This is a genomic window from Aeromonas sp. CU5 (assembly GCF_002586745.1).
Classification (GTDB): Bacteria; Pseudomonadota; Gammaproteobacteria; order Enterobacterales; family Aeromonadaceae; genus Aeromonas; species Aeromonas sobria.
The window spans coordinates 2,715,370-2,731,751 of record NZ_CP023817.1; the positions used below are offsets into that span (position 1 = coordinate 2,715,370).

A 16,382-nucleotide genomic window follows, 5' to 3' on the forward strand; every position below is an offset into this window, starting at 1 on the left:
ACCGCCTCTGTTGTTTCGTGCTGTGCGCGTGGTTGTGACCGCTATCTAACAGCGGAACTGCCCCACCTTCTGCTTGAGATCGCTCGATAGCTGCTCCAGCTCGTGGCAACTCTGGTTCAGCTCGGAGGCCGCCGCGGTCGATTCAGTGGCAATCTGGGCGATATTGACCACGTTGCGGGTGATCTCCTCGGCGACCTTGCTCTGCTCCTCTGCGGCGGTGGCGATATGAGTGTTCAGCTCGTTGATTACTTCGACCGAGCTGACAATCTCGCCAAGGGCCTTGCCGCAGGCGAGCACGGTACGGTTGGACTCCTCCACCTGATCCAGTCCGCGCACCATGCTGCTGGCCGCATCATTGGCCCCCTGCTGCAACTTGACGATGGTCTTGCCAATCTCCTCGGTCGAGCGCTGGGTACGCTGAGAGAGGGTGCGCACCTCATCGGCCACCACCGCAAAACCGCGCCCCTGATCCCCCGCCCGCGCCGCCTCTATCGCCGCATTGAGCGCTAGCAGGTTGGTCTGCTCGGCAATGCCGCGAATGGCATCCATCACGCTGCTGATATCGCGGCTGTCGTCGGCCAGCTGGGTGATCATCGCCGCCGTGTCCTGAATATGGGACGACAATGCCGACATCCGGGCGATGGCATCCTCCACCACCAGATGACCGTGGCGGGCACTTTCGTCGGCGACACGGGCCGCATCTGCCGCGCCGGAGGAGCTGTTGGCCACCTCGGCCACGGTCGCACTCATCTGGTTCATAGCGGTAGCGGTCTGATCGGTCTCACCCTGTTGCTGGGCAAAGCGCTGACGACTCTCGACTCCGATATGGGCAAGGTGGGCGGACTCCTTGGCAAGGTGCTCCGCCATCTCGTTGATCTGGTTAATCAAACTGCGAAAGTGGCTGATCACCTGATTAAGCGATTGAGCCAGCGCCCCCATCTCGTCCTTGCGCAATACCGGCGCCTGTTGGCTCAGATCGAGATCCCGCTGCATCCCGCGTAGCACCTGCCCCATGGCAGCCAACGGCTGACTGACGCTGCGTCCGGCCCAGACGCCAAAGAAGAGTACGCAGGCCGCCCCCACCAGAAACAGCACGATAAAGAGCTGAAACAGCTGCTGCCTAAGATCGTTGAGCTCGCCGATATTCTGCTCCGCCTCTTTGAGCTGGAACTCCACCAGCGCACTCACTCCGTCACTGACCGGATCGATCACCCCGTAGAGGGGCATAATATGGGCAGAGAGCTGATCCCGCGCCGCCCCCTGCATCTGATCCAACACCGCCACCACCGCGGCAATCTGCTGATCCGCCGCGCCAAACAACGCCTGCACCCGCGCGGCCTCCTGCTGTTCGGACTGGCTCAGTTCCTGTCCGCTGTATAGCTGCCAGATACGGGCGATCTCCTGCTGCGCCTGCAACATGTCAGCCTTGGCCTGGGCGGGCGCAATCCCACCCACATTGGCCTTGTTGGCCGCATCGATCACCTTGACCGCGTAGAGATCGGCAATCTGTTTGAGCTCCTTGAGCTGCACCACCTCCCCCTGATACATGGCGTTCATGCCTGCCATCAGCTGGGACATCGCCTGGGTTGCGCCCACCAGCAACGCCAGCAGTGCCAAAAGGGGCACCACACACCCCAGGATCAACTTCTGTCTGATTGAAATACCTTCCATGGTTTTCTCTCCCGCACCGTTTGGTGAGTGGGCAAAGAGACGCCCGATAAAAAGCGGTTTTGCCCAAAGTGATGAACTGCCATAATTGCCCTATTCACTTGCCAACGACCTTTGCACTATTTGGCCTATGCAAACACTGCAAAATCATTTCCTGCTGGCCATGCCAAGCCTGACGGATCCCTACTTCGCCCGTTCACTGGTCTATCTGTGCGAACATAGCGAAGAGGGTGCCATGGGGCTGGTGGTCAACATTCCGGTAGAGATGTCGCTGGAAGCCATGCTGACCCAGCTCAAGATTTCGGTACCCGGCAATCCGCAGCTCAAGCAGCAGGTGCTGCAAGGGGGGCCGGTTCACGCCGATCGCGGCTTTGTGCTGCACAGCTTCCACCCCGGTTTCAACTCCACCCTGCAGGTAGGGGATGAGATGATGGTGACCACATCCAAGGATATACTGGAAACCCTCGGCACGAGCGAAGCCCCTGCCCATTGGCTGGTAGCCCTTGGCTATGCGGGCTGGAGCGCCGGTCAGCTGGAGCAGGAACTGGTCGATGGCGCCTGGCTGGTGATCCCCCCCAATCCGGATTTGGTATTCAAAACCCCCATTCACACACGTTGGCAACAAGCCGCCGCCAGCATAGGGGTGAACACGGTTCATCTCTCCAGCGACATCGGCCATAGCTAACACCCGGCAACGCCCCCTGCGTTGCCTTTCGAGGATTTTTTCATGTCATCACGCAGCATCATGGGCTTTGACTATGGTACCAAAAGCATTGGCGTTGCCATCGGCCAGGAGCTGACCGGCACCGCACAGCCTCTGCGCGCCATCAAGGCCAACGACGGCATCCCTAACTGGGACGATATCGACAAGCTGCTCAAGGAGTGGCAGCCGGACCTGCTGGTGGTCGGCCTGCCGCTGAACATGGATGGCACCGATCAGGAGATCACGGTGCGGGCTCGCAAGTTCGGCAACCGGCTACACGGCCGCTTTGGCAAGCAGGTGGAGTTCAAGGATGAGCGGCTCACCACCACAGATGCCCGTGCCCGACTGTTTGAACGGGGCGGCTATCGCGCGCTGGAAAAAGGCAGTGTGGATGGAGTGTCAGCCCAACTGATCGTCGAAGCCTGGATGGAAGAGCAGTACAACTAAGCCTGGAATAACCAAGGCAAGGGTCACAGCCCTTGCCTTGATGTTGTCACTATCTGCCCGTCACCCCTGTGATTGCGGCGCCAGTACCCCCTCTTCCTGCGGCCCGGTAGCATTCATCATCCGGTTGAGCCAGGGCACCATCAGCCCCATCACCACCGCAATAAGCAGGGTCGCCAGACCAATCTTGCCAAACACATCGGTATAGATAGGCAAGGTCAACAAAGGATCGTTCATCCCTTCCGGCACGGCGGTAAAGGTGGCCACATAGCCCCCCAGCAAGGATGCCATCGCCTGGGTCAGGAACCACATCCCGAGAATGAAGCCCATCAACCGCTGGGGCACCAGTGCCGCCACCATGGCCAGACCCAGTGCGCTGATCATCAGCTCACCCAGACTCTGGAACAGATAAATAAGCACCATAAACCAGGGCGAGGTGAGCCCCTGGGCATCAGCAAACCACCAGCCGGAAGCGGCTGCGGTCAAAAAACCGAGCGAGCAGAAGAACATCCCGAGGGTAAATTTGAGCGGCATGGTGAGATCCTTCCCCTGGCTGCCCATCCGGGTATAGATCAGCGCCAGCACCGGGCTACCCACCACCACCCAGAAGGGGTTGAGCGCCTGGAAGCTGATGGGATTGACGCTCATCCCCAGCATCTCGTGATGCATGTTGTTGATGGCAAAGAAATTCAACGAGGTTGGCATCTGGGCATAAAGCACATAGAACAGCACCGCCTCCAGCATCAGCACAAACGCCACATACATTTTGTTGCGGCCAACCAGATCCAGCTTGAATGCCTCACGAAAGAAAATCACCACCACCACTATGGTCACCGTCATCAGCACCATATTGGCAATCACGATATGGTGCATCAACCAGGCACAGAAGAAGACCAGCCCAACGGCACCCAGCAAGACCAGCAGCAGCTTGCTGTAGTTGAGCGGCAGATGATCCGGTTCAGAGCCGATATCCTTGACCATATGGCGGCAAGCAAAGAAGGCCAGCAACGCAATGATCAGCCCGACCCCGCACAGGTTATAGGTCACCGTATAGCCATAATGGTCAGCAATGACCGGCGCCAGTGAGAGGGAAATAAGCGAGCCAATATTGATCGACATATAGAACAGGGTAAACGCGCCATCCAGACGGGGATCTTTTGGCGGATAACATTTCGACAGCAGGCTGGCCGGGTTGGCCTTGAACAGACAATTACCCACCGCAATGGTGCCCAGCGCATAGAAAATAAGGTCTGGATGGTAAATGGACATGCCCGTCATGAAGTAGCCCAATACCAGCACCAGCGCCCCTAGCACCATGGTGCGCTTGGTCCCGAGTACATGGTCCCCGACATAGCCGCCGACCGATATCAGGCCATATACCAGCGCCGAGAAGGCGCCGAAGGTAATAAACGACTGCTCTTGAGAAAAACCCAGTTGCTGGACAAAGAAAACCGCCAGGATCCCTTGCACGCCGTAATAACCGAAGCGCTCCCAGAGTTCGACAAAAAAGATCATGAAGAAGGGTTTGGGTTGTTGTAATAACCCGGTCGGAGCTGTAGATGGATGCATACTAACCTGCCTTTATTGCTGTTTATTTTTATTCATCCAGCGGCACTGATAACGCGATCGTTCAATGGGTAATAACCGCGTCAGCAATGCACACTGGACATTTTTGGATGCAACTACCCCGTTCGATGAAAGATAAAATTCATCTAGCCGGTTTCAATGCGTTGTTATCGGGCGATAGTAGCCGGGTCGATCTGCTGCCGGGTCTCACTATGCCATGTGGCCGTTCGGGGTCGCCCTCTCGTCGCCAGCCCTTTCATGCCGGCCGGTTCATCCGCCGAATACTCTCCCTTTGGCCATGCTCACTCCTGTGGGTCACAGGTTGTATGGCGCCACTCCTGATACCTTGGGCCATATATCGTGATACCCACCCAATGGCCCTGCTACACAAAGCAGCGGCGCATATTGATATTAAATGTCACTCTTCCAAGGTTGGCCATGCTATCCCACTGTCTATTAACGAACTTAACGGTTGATCACACTTTAAAATTACCAATCAATGAAGTTTTCTAATGAAACTACATGAGTTTATTTCGTGCAAAGAGCCCCACACGAGACGTGCAGTAATCGCATCTTTGTGCATAACCACAACAATGGACGGCGTGGGTGGCCAACTGCGAGCACAAGTAAACCCTACCCGCGAGGGGCACTGACAACGGCTTGCCAAACACGCCACCACTGCATCGCCGTGGGGAGCTCAATGGCTAAAAGCGCCTTTCTCCGGCCAACCTGTGACCTGAGGGGTCTTTTAGGGCGAGAGCGAGATAATGGCTCCGCTGGGCGGTAAAGCTCGCCGGGCGTGCTGTTTCGCTCAGCTGAAAGCACGGGGCAACGCGACACAGAAAAAACCTGGAAGCTGCTTTGCCAAAAACCGGGCCATGGTTACAGGGGGTGCCCCGTTGGCGAGGGAAGGCCGCTATTTACTGGCCATGTTGTCTCCGGAATCCTTGCCGCGGCCGGGGGTATGTCTTAAAAAAAATCATATTGTTGGGCTTTTGCGCAACAGAGACCAATATCTCGCCAAACGCACCCAAAATCAGTTTTTCTGACAAAAAAATGGTTGACGCCCCAGAGCCAGATACGCATAATTCGGCCCGCACAGTGACGAGGCAACGACTCACTGGAAGCACGGTTGGCTATGTAGCTCAGTTGGTTAGAGCATCGCACTCATAATGCGAGGGTCACAGGTTCGAATCCCGTCATAGCCACCATTAATTGTTCAGTTGGGGTATCGCCAAGCGGTAAGGCAGCGGGTTTTGATCTCGCCATCCCTAGGTTCGAATCCTAGTACCCCAGCCATTATTTTTGGTCATCGACCTTGTCGGTGATTTGTTGTGGTAAGCGTGAGAGGTTTTGATCTCGTCAACGTGCCTAGGTTCAACTCCTAGTACCCAGCCATTTTTAAAAGTTCTTTGCCAGTCAAATGACTGTTGAGGAATACTGTTGGGGTATCGCCAAGCGGTAAGGCAGCGGGTTTTGATCTCGCCATCCCTAGGTTCGAATCCTAGTACCCCAGCCATTTTTGCTTGTATTTGACTCAGGTCGAGCACAAGAAGGCTATGTAGCTCAGTTGGTTAGAGCATCGCACTCATAATGCGAGGGTCACAGGTTCGAATCCCGTCATAGCCACCATTATTTAAATTGTTTCTGTTGGGGTATCGCCAAGCGGTAAGGCAGCGGGTTTTGATCTCGCCATCCCTAGGTTCGAATCCTAGTACCCCAGCCATTATTGCATTTCATCGACCTTGTCGGTGATAGCTGTGGTGAATGTAAGAGGTTTTGATCTCGTCAACATTCCTAGGTTCATATCCTAGTACCGCAGCAATTTTTAAGGTTCTTTACCAGTCAGATGACTGTTGAGGAGCACTGTTGGGGTATCGCCAAGCGGTAAGGCAGCGGGTTTTGATCTCGCCATCCCTAGGTTCGAATCCTAGTACCCCAGCCATTATTACCTGTCATTAACTATGTTGATGGCTTGCTGTGGTAAGCGTGAGAGATATTGATCTCGTCAACGCGCCCAGGTTCAAACCTGGTACCCAGCCATTTTTGCTTGTATTTGACCTAGGTCGAATACAAGAAGGCTATGTAGCTCAGTTGGTTAGAGCATCGCACTCATAATGCGAGGGTCACAGGTTCGAATCCCGTCATAGCCACCATTAGTATTGCGGAAGTGGCGAAATTGGTAGACGCACCAGATTTAGGTTCTGGCGCCGTAAGGTGTGAGAGTTCGAGTCTCTCCTTCCGCACCATTATTAGTAGTAACAATCAGACCAGCTCAGGCTGGTTTTTTTGTATCTGAAATTTGCCTCTCTAATTTGCCTCTCTTCGGTTTTCTCTCATCCCTGTATCATCCCATCTTCGCCTTAACGTCCGTCCCTCTTCACCCATCCCGAACAGCCATTGCCAATCTCGTCTCACGGCCACAAAAAAGCGGCCCGCAAGCCGCTTGTATGCACCACCATCAACCCGCTGATCAGAACGGGAAGAACCAGGGGATCGCCACCACGCTCACCGCCATCACCAGCAGCGTAAAGGGGACGCCAATACGCATAAAGTCGCCGAACCTGTAGTTGCCCGGCCCCAGCACCAGGGTATTGACCGGTGACGAGACCGGCGTCATAAAGGCAGCCGAGGCGGCGATGGCGATGGTCATGGCAAACGGATAGGGCGACACCCCCATCTGCTGCGCCGTGCCCAGCGCAATGGGCGCCATCAGCACCGCGGTGGCGGTGTTGGAGATAAACAACCCGATCACCGCACAGAGGGCAAACAGGCTGGCCAGCATCACCCGCGGCCCCATTTCGCCCACCGCATTCATCAAGCCGCCGACGATAAGGTCCACCCCGCCGGTTTTTTGCAGCGCCAACGCGAAGGGAAGCATGCCGACGATGAGGATCAGGGTCGGCCAGTGGATCGACTTGTAGGCGCTCTCCATGTCGATGCAGCGAAACTTGCCCATCAGCAGACAGGCGATCAGCGCCGCAATCACGTTGGGCACCGGATCGGTCACCATCAACAGGATCATCACTCCAAGACAAAAGAGGGCATGGATCGCCTGGCTGCGGGCGGGGGCCATCTCGTCTACCTCAGCGGGCAGCCCCATCAGCAGAAAGTCACGGCTGTGGGTCTGCAACTGTCTGATGTGGCTCCAGTTCCCTACCACCAGCAAGGTGTCCCCCATCTGTAGCGATTCATCCACCAGCTTGCCCGCCAGCGCCTCACCGTTGCGGCGCAACCCTACCATGCTCAGACCATAGCGGGAGCGAAAGGTCACCTCCCGCACACTTTTGCCCAACAGCTTGGACTCGGGGATCAGCGACACCTCGGCCATCCCCACCTCCCGCGCCTGATCGGAGAAGTACTCCCCGCGCAGGATCATCGGTTCGAGCCGCGCCTCGCTACAGAATTCCCGCACATCCACCGCAGGATCTGACATGTCGATCAGCAGCACATCCTTGGCCTGAAATTCACTGATCCCCGACACCGGCACCATCACCCGGCGAAATTTGCGCCAGCGCTCCACCCCGATGACGTTGGCACCATAGCGGGCGCGCAGTTGCAGCTCATCCAGAGTGTGGCCAATCAGCGGGGAGTCAGGCCGCAGCGCCAGACGGCGGGCCCGACCGGCCAGCCGGTAGTCACGGATCAGATCGCGCAGGGTGCGGCGCCCGGTCGGCTTGCCCTTGCCCTCTTCCCCCTCGCCCACCAAAGAGCCGCGCACCAGCAGCATGTAGAGAATGCCCAGCCCCAGGATCAGCACGCCCATGGGGGTGAAGTCGAAAAAGCCGAAGCCGTGAATGCCGTGGCGCATCAGCTCGCTGTTGACCACCATGTTGGGGGGCGTGGCCACCAGCGTCATCATGCCGCTGATCAGCCCGGCAAAGCCGAGGGGCATCATCAGGCGACCGGCGGGGATCCCCATCCGGTTCGCCACGCTCAGCACCACCGGGATAAAGATGGCCACCACCCCGGTGCTGCTCATCACAGCCCCCAGACTCGCCACCGCCACCATCAGCAGCACCAGCAGTTTGGTCTCGCTGCTGCCCGCCACCTTCACCAGCGCATCCCCCACCTGATAGGCGATGCCGGTGCGCACCAACCCCTCCCCCACCACGAACAGGGCGGCGATCAGAATGACGTTGGGATCGCTAAAGCCCGCCAGCGCCTCCGGCAGGGTGAGGGTGCCGCTCAGCACAAACAGGATGACCACACCAAGGGCCACCACGTCCATGCGCACCTTGTTGGTCATAAAGAGATAGATGGCTCCTGCCAGCAGACAGAGCACCCAGACAAGCTCGGAATTCAATGCAACCTCCTGTTATCACGTGATTCTCCTCCCGGAGAGTGGACTCTATCAGACCACAGCTACGGCGCTATCATCTTGCTACATATCAATAAAGTCCGGCCAGCCGGGGCACCATAACCCATCACTGCTGGAATAACCGGGCACAACAGGCGATTTCTTTGATATGGGCCAAGCCCGGGGCGGACAAAAGTCCTGCCCCTGCTCCCCCTCACCCCTTAGAATGGCGCCCTCGCATACTCCCCCTCATGCCAAGGATCAGAAAATGAGCATATTCGAGCTGTTCAGCATCAATAACACCCTAGTGACCATCCCGCTGGGTGGCGGCTATGCCATGTCATGGATTGAAGCCATCGGCACTTTATTCGGTCTGGCCTGCATCTGGTTCGCCAGTCAGGAGAAGACCATCAACTACCTGTTTGGCCTGATCAACGTCAGCCTGTTTGCCATCATCTTCTTCCAGATCCAGCTCTACGGGCTGTTGATGCTGCAGCTGTTCTTCTTCTGCGCCAACGTCTACGGCTGGTACGCCTGGACCCGGCCCGCCAACGATCAGGGAGATACTCTGCAGATCCGCTGGCTCAGCAAATCCAAACTGATGGTGACCGCCGCCGTGAGCGTGCTGGCCATCGCCCTGCTGACCCGCTATATCGACCCGGTCTTCGCCACTCTGGCGCGCACCTCGGTCTCTCTGCTCAACCTGTTTGGTGCCAACCTTGCCACCCCCGAGCCCTCCCCCGATGCCTTCCCGTTCTGGGATGCCAGCATGACGGTGCTCTCGGTCGTCGCCCAGATCCTGATGACCCGCAAATACGTGGAGAACTGGATCCTCTGGGTCGTCATCAACATCATCAGCATCGGTGTCTATGCCGCGCAGGGCGTCTACGCCATGTCGCTGGAGTACCTGATCCTGCTGTTTATCGCCGCCAACGGCACCCGCCTCTGGGTAGTTGCCGCCAAGCGCCAGCCACAAGGTCTGTAAGCCATGACTCTGTTACCCCATCTCCAGTGCCGCCCCGACCAGATTGCCGAGCGGGTGGTGCTGTGCGGCGACCCGGCCCGGGTCGACCGCATCGCCAACCAGCTCGAACAGTGTGAAGTGCTGGGGCAAAACCGGGAGTTTCGCCTCATCAACGGATCCTATCAGGGGCTGCCCATCACGGTCTGCAGCACCGGTATCGGTGGCGCGTCGGCCATCATAGCGCTGGAGGAGCTGGTGCAAGCCGGTGCCACATCGCTTATACGGGTCGGCTCCGCCGGTGCCCTGCAACACGACATCGGGCTCGGGGATCTCATCGTGGTGGAAGGGGCGGTGCGCAGTGACGGGGCCTCACAGGCCTATCTGCCCCCTGAGTACCCCGCCTGCGCCGATATCTGGCTGCAGGCTGCCCTGCTCAACCATGTGGCGACCGGCAGCCAGCCTTACTGGCACGGGCTGGTGCGCTCCCACGACAGCTTCTATCGGGATGACGAGCAGGAGGTGTGCCGCTACTGGCATGCCCGTGGCGTGCTCGGCGCCGATATGGAGACCGCCACCCTGTTGACAGTCGGTCGCCTGCGCAAGGTGCGGGTCGCTGCGGTGCTCTGCAACGTGGTGCTGTTCGAGCAGGATGTGCAGCAAGGGGTGGCGGACTACGCCAGCGCCGAACAGGCGATGATGGCCGGTGAGCAGCAAGCCATCGCGGCCGCCCTCCACGCGTTGGCGCAATAAAACGGCAAACCGTTAACTACGGCACATCCGCTACCGTGCGGGCTGGTATCCGGCCCGCTCTCTTGCTAGCCTCATGGCCCTCGTCATCCGGTGCGACAGGCAAGTCATGCAGCAACAGCCCTACCCCCTCGGCCGCTTTCACGCCGAACTCCAGCACCTTGAACCCCGCTTTGCCGCGGCGATCGAGGCCTGCACCCTGTTTCTGCGCCGTTACCTGCCGGGCGAATTGATCATGCGGCAAGGGGAGCAGAGCGAGCTGCTCTATCTGGTCGAAAGTGGCCGGGTCTCCCTCAACAGCACGGTGCACTCGGGCCGCAGCTTCCAGCTCGGCGAAATAGCCTGCCACAGCCAGATCTTCGGCGAGATGGAGTTCTTCAGCGCCACCCCGGTGCAGTGGAACGTGGTGGCCGAGACCGAGCTGGATGCCCGGGTCATCTGCGCCCACAAGCTGGCCCAGCGGCTGCTGGCCGAACCCGAGCTGACCCTGTTCTTTGCCGCCGCGCTCGCCAGCGACTATCTCGATACCCTGGAGATCACCACCAGCCGGCTGCTCCACCCCATCGCCTACAACATCGCCTATGAGCTGTGGCGCGAGCGCCAGCGCACCCCGATGCTGGGATCGCGCAAGCGGGCTCACGAGGCGGCGCGCTTTGGCACCACAGAGCGGGTCTACCGCCGTGCCCTCAAGGAGCTGATCGAACAGGGCATTGTCTGCGAAGGGGCCGAGGGGCCCACCATCGCCGATCTCGCCAGGCTGCGCACCTATCTCGACCTTTGATTTCTATTCACCTAATTTCGATTCACCTAATTTCGATTCACCCTGTCAGGAGTTACCATGTCTGCCCATCCCTATCCCGAGTTCACCTTCTTCAGCCGCTTCGTCGCCGACATTCAGGCTGGCCGCAAGACCATCACCATCCGCGACGAGAGCGAAGCCAACTGGCAGCCCGGCCAGCGGCTGGCGCTGTTTACCAACCCGGAGCACCAGCCCTTTGGCACCATCGAAGTGATCTCGGTTAAAGCCGTCGCCTTCGATGAGCTCAGCGACGAGCACGCCCGTCAGGAGAACATGACCCTCCCTGAGCTCAAACAGGTGATCAGGGATATCTACCCCGCCCTGCCGCCGCTCTATGTGATTGAATTCCAGCTGATTGAAGCCTGATTTTGTGAGCTGCCTCAGCTAACGCTGGTTGCGCTCTCTGGCTAAAAGCGCAAAATAACTGTTTTTATATACAGTCATTGGTGCGTTATGGAAACACAACTTGAACCGGCCATTGCGGCCATGGTGGCGGATTTCGTTGCAGCAGGCCGCCCCAAGGCGAGCAGCCTGAGCTGGCAAGAGCGGCGTGAAGGCTATCTTGCTTCAGCCGTATTGGGTGGTGAACGGGAAGAGGTTGGCTCTGTCGAAGAGTGGCAAAACGGCCATTATTCCGTTCGCCTCTATCAACCAACGCCAACCTCAAGTACAAGCCGTCCGGCCCTGATCTACTTTCATGGCGGCTGTTTTGTCAGCGGCGAGTTCGACACCCATGACCGCCAAATGCGGATGCTGTGCAATCGCGCCGAGGCACTGGTGTTTGCGGTACATACCCGCCTTGCACCTGAACACACCTATCCTACCGCCCACGATGATGCACTGGCAGCCACGCTCGCCATTATGGCCGATGTGGAGAAATGGCATGGCGATCCGGCGCGGATTGTCCTTGCTGGCGACAGTGCCGGCGGCCACCTCGCCCTGATCACCACCTTGCGACTCAAGGAGCAAGGTGCCCCCTTGCCAGCCGCCCAGCTGCTCATCTATCCAATGCTCGATGCTGTGGGCGAAAGTGACAGCTATCGCCTGCTGGGTGATGACTACCTCATCACTCGCGACATGCTGCTAAGCGGTGTTCACGCCTATCTGGGCGAGCTGCCCACCACTCACCCCGAAGCCAGCCCGCTCCACCATCCCGCGCTGTCAGGATTGCCGCCGACCCATATCGTAACGGCGGAATATGATCCGCTGCGCGATGAGGGGGAAGCCCTCTATCGCAAACTGCTGCAAGCCGATGTCACGGCTACCTGTCAGCGGCAACTGGGGGTTATACACGGCTTCTTCCAACTGGCAGGAGTCAGCCCCGCTGCGCGTCAGCTCATTGAACAGCTCTCACTGCTTATCAAGAGACTCTGATTTGGCCTTTGCCGAGCAATATGTTAATAGTGTGCTCTTTTGAATCAGGGAGGTGACCCGAGTGTTTGAGATAGCGAGCCTGAAAGAGGGGATGATGCACGGGGTCGAGCTGTTCCAGCTACTGCTGGAGATCATCTCCATCGCCTGTGTGGTCATTGGCCTCTTTAAAACTCTCTGGCTGGCGGCGCGGGTGCGGGATCACCAGCCCGGCTTTCCGCGTATTCGCCTCTGCTTTGGCAGCTGGCTGATCCTGGCGCTGGAGTTCCAGTTGGCCGCCGACATCCTGGCCACCACAGTCGCGCCGAGCAAGGAGGAGCTGATCCGCCTTGCCATCATCGCGGTGATCCGCACCTTCCTGAACTACTTCCTCGGCAAGGAGCTGGAGGCACAAGCGGAACGCCAGCAGGAGCCAAACGCCGAGCAGGCCGGAGCCACCCGATAACAGCTCATGCCCCAGGGCATATGAGTAAACCGCCACCCCGACCACACCCGTGGCTCGGGGTACCCTTTGTGACCCTCCCCGCACTTTTGGTAACCAGCCAATAATGGAACCCTTTTCAAGGCTTCCCCTGCCCTGTTGACTGCCCGCTCATCTGGGTAAGATAGAAAATCTCTTCCCCCAACCGGCCAAGCTGATGAACCCGCATATCCTCCACACGCCCGCCATCGACCTCGATAGCTGCGTCATCTACCAGATCTATCCCATGAGTTTTCAGGACAGCGATGGCGACGGCATGGGTGATATCAACGGCATCCGTCAGCGCCTCGACTATCTGGCCACCCTCGGGGTCGATATGCTCTGGCTCACCCCCATCTATCGCTCCCCCAAGCGGGACAACGGCTATGACGTGGCGGACTACCGTGCCATAGACCCCGCCTTCGGCACCCTGACCGAGATGGAGCAGCTGATAGACGAAGCGGCCACTCACGGCATCGGCATCATGATGGACATCGTCGCCAACCATACCTCCACCGAGCACGAGTGGTTTGTGAAGACACTGGCCGGCGATCCCCGCTATCAGGAGTACTACGTGTTTCGCGACCAAGCCTTCGTCGACGCCCACCCCATCACCTCGATTTTTGGCGGCAGCGGCTGGCAGTATGTACCCCAGCTTGATCGCTACTACCTGCACAACTTCGATGCGAGCCAGGCCGATCTGGACTGGGACAACCCGGCGGTGCGTGCCGAGATGGCGGCGGTGATCAACTTCTGGCTGGGCAAAGGGATCAAGGGATTTCGCTTCGATGTGATCGACATGGTGAGCAAGGAGTGGGACCGACTTGCCATGAGCAATGGCCCACGCCTGCACGACTATATCCGCGAGCTCAATGTTGCAAGCTTCGGCGGCAAGGGGATCATCACGGTAGGGGAAACCTGGGGAGCCGATCTCGCCCATATGCAGAACTATTCGAACCACGATGGCAGCGAGTTCAGCATGGTGTTCAACTTCGAGCATCTGGGGCTGGGCAGTGACAAGTGGTCATCCCGCTTCGATCCCCTCGCCTTCAAACGGGCTATGGCCCGCCACCAGCAGGGGTTGCATGGCCGTGGCTGGAACAGCCTGTTTCTGAATAACCACGACCTGCCCCGCGCCGTCTCCCGCTTTGGCGATGACAGACCCGAGTGGCGGGAAACCAGCGCCAAGCTGTGGGCCATGGTGCTGCACATGATGCAGGGCACCCCCTTCATCTATCAGGGGGAGGAGCTGGCCATGACCAACCGCCACTGGCAGCCGGGCGAGCTGCGCGATGTGGAGGCCATCAACTACCGCGCCAGCCAGGCGGGGCTGGATCCTGCCGAGCTGAATAGGCGGCTCGATGCCATCGGCCGCGACAACGCCCGTACCCCGATGCAGTGGGACGCCAGCCCCCACGCCGGTTTCAGCACGGCCACACCCTGGATTGGCCTCAACGCCAACCACGTCAAAATCAATGCTACCGAGCAGCTGGCCCGCCCCGAATCGCCGTTTCACTGCTATCGCCAGCTCATCGCCCTGCGCAAGGCTCACCCCGTCATTCGCCACGGCGAGTTCGAACTGCTGGATGGGGATGACCCCGAGCGCATCAGCTATCGCCGCCACTGGCAGGATCCGACTAGCGGCGCGCGGCACACCCTGCTGCTGCTCGCCAATCTCACCGCCACCCCCTTGCCGATGCCCCACTTCGACAAGGTGGAAAGCAGCATGACACTGTTGATGAACAACTACCCGAGTCAACCTGCGCCGCTGTTTGCCCCATACCAATGCACTGTGTGGCTGCGCCAATAATCAGGCATTGATGGAGGCCAACTCGTGGCGCTTGAGCGCCAGCAGAGTGAGCAGCAGTGCCAATGTAGCGATCAGCGCCATGCCGATATAGGTGGCACTGAAACCGGGTGCCAGCACCTGCGGGCTCAATGAGCTGAGCTGACCGGCGCTGCCTGGGGGGAGTTGAGAGTGGAACAGCATGGAGCAGATGGCCACGCCGACTGCGCCCCCCAGCTCACGACCGAAGTTGAATAGCGACATGCCGATGCCGCGATCTTCCCGTGGCAGGGCATTTTGCACCACCACCGAGAGGGCGGGCAGCACCAGACCCAAACCAAGACCGGCAAAGCCGAGGGCCAGCTTGACCCAGGCATCGAAGTGGATCTGCCACAGCGCTACCGCTGCCAGCGCAAACCCCACCGCTACAAAGCTCTTGTAGTGACCGGTACGGCCGATCAGCTTGCCGCCAACAAAAGCCCCGGCAGTGATGCAGATCATGAAGATCACCATGCTCACCCCGCTCTGGCTGGCGCTCAGCCCCTTCTGCCACTGCATCTGCAGCGGCAGATAGACCAGCACCGCAAACATCAGCAACTGGGAGAGCATCACCAGCAGCACGCTCACCAGATAACCGGGCAGCCGTGCCAGATGGGCAGGCAGAATGGGATCGTGAGCCCGTCGCTCAATCAGGATCAGCAACAGCAGCGAGACCGCCAGTGCACCCGCCAGCCAGATGGCGGGCAGGGCTGTCTCCGGCGAAAGCAGCAACAGGGTCAGGGTGGTGACGGTAATGAGCAGCGCCGCCCCCTTCCAGTCGAAGCGGCTATGGCGACGCACGTTGAGCTGCTTGAGGTTGCGATTGATCAGGAAGACCGCCAGCGCCCCGAGCGGCAGGTTGATCCAGAAGATCCAGCGCCAGCTGAGCTGCTCGGTAAAGTAGCCACCCAGCAAGGGGCCAGCGATGCTGGAGACTGCATAGACCGCCGAGATGTAGCCCTGATACTTGCCCACCTCCCGAGGCGGTATGGTGTCGGCAATCACGGTAAACGCGAGGGCTATCAGGCCACCGCCGCCCAGGCCTTGCAGCACCCGGGCCGCCAGCAGGGTCGGCAGATCCTGGGAGAGGGCGCAGGCCACCGAGCCCGCCAGAAACAGGCCGATGCCGATATTGAGCATCCGCACCCGACCAAACAGATCACTCAGTTTGCCGTAAAGGGGCAACACAGCGGTGGCGGCCAGCAGGTAGGCGGTCACCACCCAGGTGAGGGCGGCACCGGCGTGCAGCTCGGCGCCAATCATGGGCAGCGGGGTGGTGACTATGCTCTTTTCCAGCGAACCGAGCGCGATCACCAGCGCCACACTGGAGAAAATGGTTTTAGGGGATATTTTCGAGGTCATAAGCGGACTCGCTGATCTGATATGCCAAAGTATCCGGCAATGAACGGATTATTGTCTCACAAATCAGCAAGAGATAGAAAAAACGGCGGCCACAATCTGCCCAACCATGAAGCAGATCCCACAAAGCGCCGACCGTTTCTGCTAGCCTGCCCTATTTGATCCGAGGAGCCTCC

13 protein-coding genes and 8 tRNA genes are annotated in these 16,382 nt (G+C 58.9%); 17 read left to right on the forward strand and 4 right to left on the reverse strand.

The window, feature by feature from the left end; translation table 11 throughout:
• Positions 1-45: 45 nt before the first annotated feature.
• Positions 46-1,671: a methyl-accepting chemotaxis protein gene (locus CK911_RS11870; protein ID WP_098970159.1), complete on the reverse strand. Its 1,626-nt coding sequence runs from the start codon at positions 1,669-1,671 to the stop codon at positions 46-48.
• Between the two features lie 127 nt (positions 1,672-1,798).
• On the opposite strand from CK911_RS11870, the gene CK911_RS11875 reads away from it, so the two are divergent.
• Together CK911_RS11875 and ruvX are read left to right on the forward strand one after the other, a co-directional pair.
• Complete coding sequence (locus CK911_RS11875) at positions 1,799-2,353, forward strand: YqgE/AlgH family protein (protein WP_098970161.1); 555 nt, start codon at positions 1,799-1,801, stop codon at positions 2,351-2,353.
• 42 nt (positions 2,354-2,395) lie between these two features.
• Positions 2,396-2,818, forward strand: coding sequence for a Holliday junction resolvase RuvX (gene ruvX, locus CK911_RS11880; protein ID WP_042020444.1), 423 nt, complete (start codon positions 2,396-2,398; stop codon positions 2,816-2,818).
• A 60-nt stretch (positions 2,819-2,878) separates the two neighbouring features.
• Here the strand turns inward: ruvX and dtpB are convergent, their stop codons facing one another.
• Positions 2,879-4,384, reverse strand: a complete 1,506-nt coding sequence (gene dtpB, locus CK911_RS11885) for a dipeptide/tripeptide permease DtpB (protein ID WP_098970163.1) — start codon at positions 4,382-4,384, stop codon at positions 2,879-2,881.
• A gap of 1,131 nt (positions 4,385-5,515) precedes the next feature.
• Between dtpB and CK911_RS11890 the strand changes: the two genes are divergently transcribed.
• The 8 genes from CK911_RS11890 (at position 5,516) to CK911_RS11925 (ending at position 6,630) form a co-directional block, all read left to right on the forward strand.
• A tRNA-Met gene (locus tag CK911_RS11890) sits at positions 5,516-5,592 on the forward strand.
• Between the two features lie 13 nt (positions 5,593-5,605).
• Positions 5,606-5,680 (forward strand) — tRNA-Gln (locus CK911_RS11895).
• A 145-nt stretch (positions 5,681-5,825) separates the two neighbouring features.
• A tRNA-Gln gene (locus tag CK911_RS11900) sits at positions 5,826-5,900 on the forward strand.
• 36 nt (positions 5,901-5,936) lie between these two features.
• Positions 5,937-6,013, forward strand: a tRNA-Met gene (locus CK911_RS11905).
• A 19-nt stretch (positions 6,014-6,032) separates the two neighbouring features.
• Positions 6,033-6,107, forward strand: a tRNA-Gln gene (locus CK911_RS11910).
• 144 nt (positions 6,108-6,251) lie between these two features.
• Positions 6,252-6,326: transfer RNA gene (locus tag CK911_RS11915), tRNA-Gln, on the forward strand.
• A gap of 134 nt (positions 6,327-6,460) precedes the next feature.
• Positions 6,461-6,537: transfer RNA gene (locus CK911_RS11920), tRNA-Met, on the forward strand.
• Between the two features lie 8 nt (positions 6,538-6,545).
• A tRNA-Leu gene (locus tag CK911_RS11925) sits at positions 6,546-6,630 on the forward strand.
• Between the two features lie 224 nt (positions 6,631-6,854).
• Here the strand turns inward: CK911_RS11925 and CK911_RS11930 are convergent.
• Positions 6,855-8,687: an SLC13 family permease gene (locus tag CK911_RS11930; RefSeq protein WP_098970165.1), complete on the reverse strand. Its 1,833-nt coding sequence runs from the start codon at positions 8,685-8,687 to the stop codon at positions 6,855-6,857.
• A 262-nt stretch (positions 8,688-8,949) separates the two neighbouring features.
• Between CK911_RS11930 and pnuC the strand changes: the two genes are divergently transcribed.
• From pnuC to CK911_RS11965, 7 genes are all read left to right on the forward strand, one after another.
• Positions 8,950-9,666 (forward strand): nicotinamide riboside transporter PnuC, encoded by a 717-nt coding sequence (pnuC, locus tag CK911_RS11935; protein ID WP_058055662.1) that lies wholly within the window; start codon positions 8,950-8,952, stop codon positions 9,664-9,666.
• 3 nt (positions 9,667-9,669) lie between these two features.
• On the forward strand, positions 9,670-10,395 hold the full coding sequence (locus CK911_RS11940; protein ID WP_098970167.1) for a nucleoside phosphorylase: 726 nt from the start codon (positions 9,670-9,672) through the stop codon (positions 10,393-10,395).
• 106 nt (positions 10,396-10,501) lie between these two features.
• Complete coding sequence (locus CK911_RS11945; RefSeq protein ID WP_098970169.1) at positions 10,502-11,173, forward strand: Crp/Fnr family transcriptional regulator; 672 nt, start codon at positions 10,502-10,504, stop codon at positions 11,171-11,173.
• Between the two features lie 57 nt (positions 11,174-11,230).
• Positions 11,231-11,557: a N(4)-acetylcytidine aminohydrolase gene (gene yqfB, locus CK911_RS11950; protein WP_098970171.1), complete on the forward strand. Its 327-nt coding sequence runs from the start codon at positions 11,231-11,233 to the stop codon at positions 11,555-11,557.
• A gap of 87 nt (positions 11,558-11,644) precedes the next feature.
• Entirely contained in the window at positions 11,645-12,565 is a 921-nt protein-coding gene (locus CK911_RS11955; protein WP_098970173.1) for an alpha/beta hydrolase, read from the forward strand.
• Positions 12,566-12,626: 61 nt separating this feature from the next.
• Positions 12,627-13,007, forward strand: coding sequence for a DUF1622 domain-containing protein (locus CK911_RS11960; protein WP_083221023.1), 381 nt, complete (start codon positions 12,627-12,629; stop codon positions 13,005-13,007).
• Positions 13,008-13,200: 193 nt separating this feature from the next.
• On the forward strand, positions 13,201-14,832 hold the full coding sequence (locus CK911_RS11965; protein ID WP_098970175.1) for an alpha-glucosidase: 1,632 nt from the start codon (positions 13,201-13,203) through the stop codon (positions 14,830-14,832).
• Here CK911_RS11965 and CK911_RS11970 read toward each other — a convergent pair whose 3' ends face one another.
• The gene (locus CK911_RS11970) at positions 14,833-16,209 is read right to left on the reverse strand and encodes an MDR family MFS transporter (RefSeq protein WP_172954013.1); all 1,377 of its coding nucleotides are present in this window, start codon (positions 16,207-16,209) and stop codon (positions 14,833-14,835) included. It lies immediately after the preceding gene.
• Positions 16,210-16,382 lie beyond the last annotated feature (173 nt).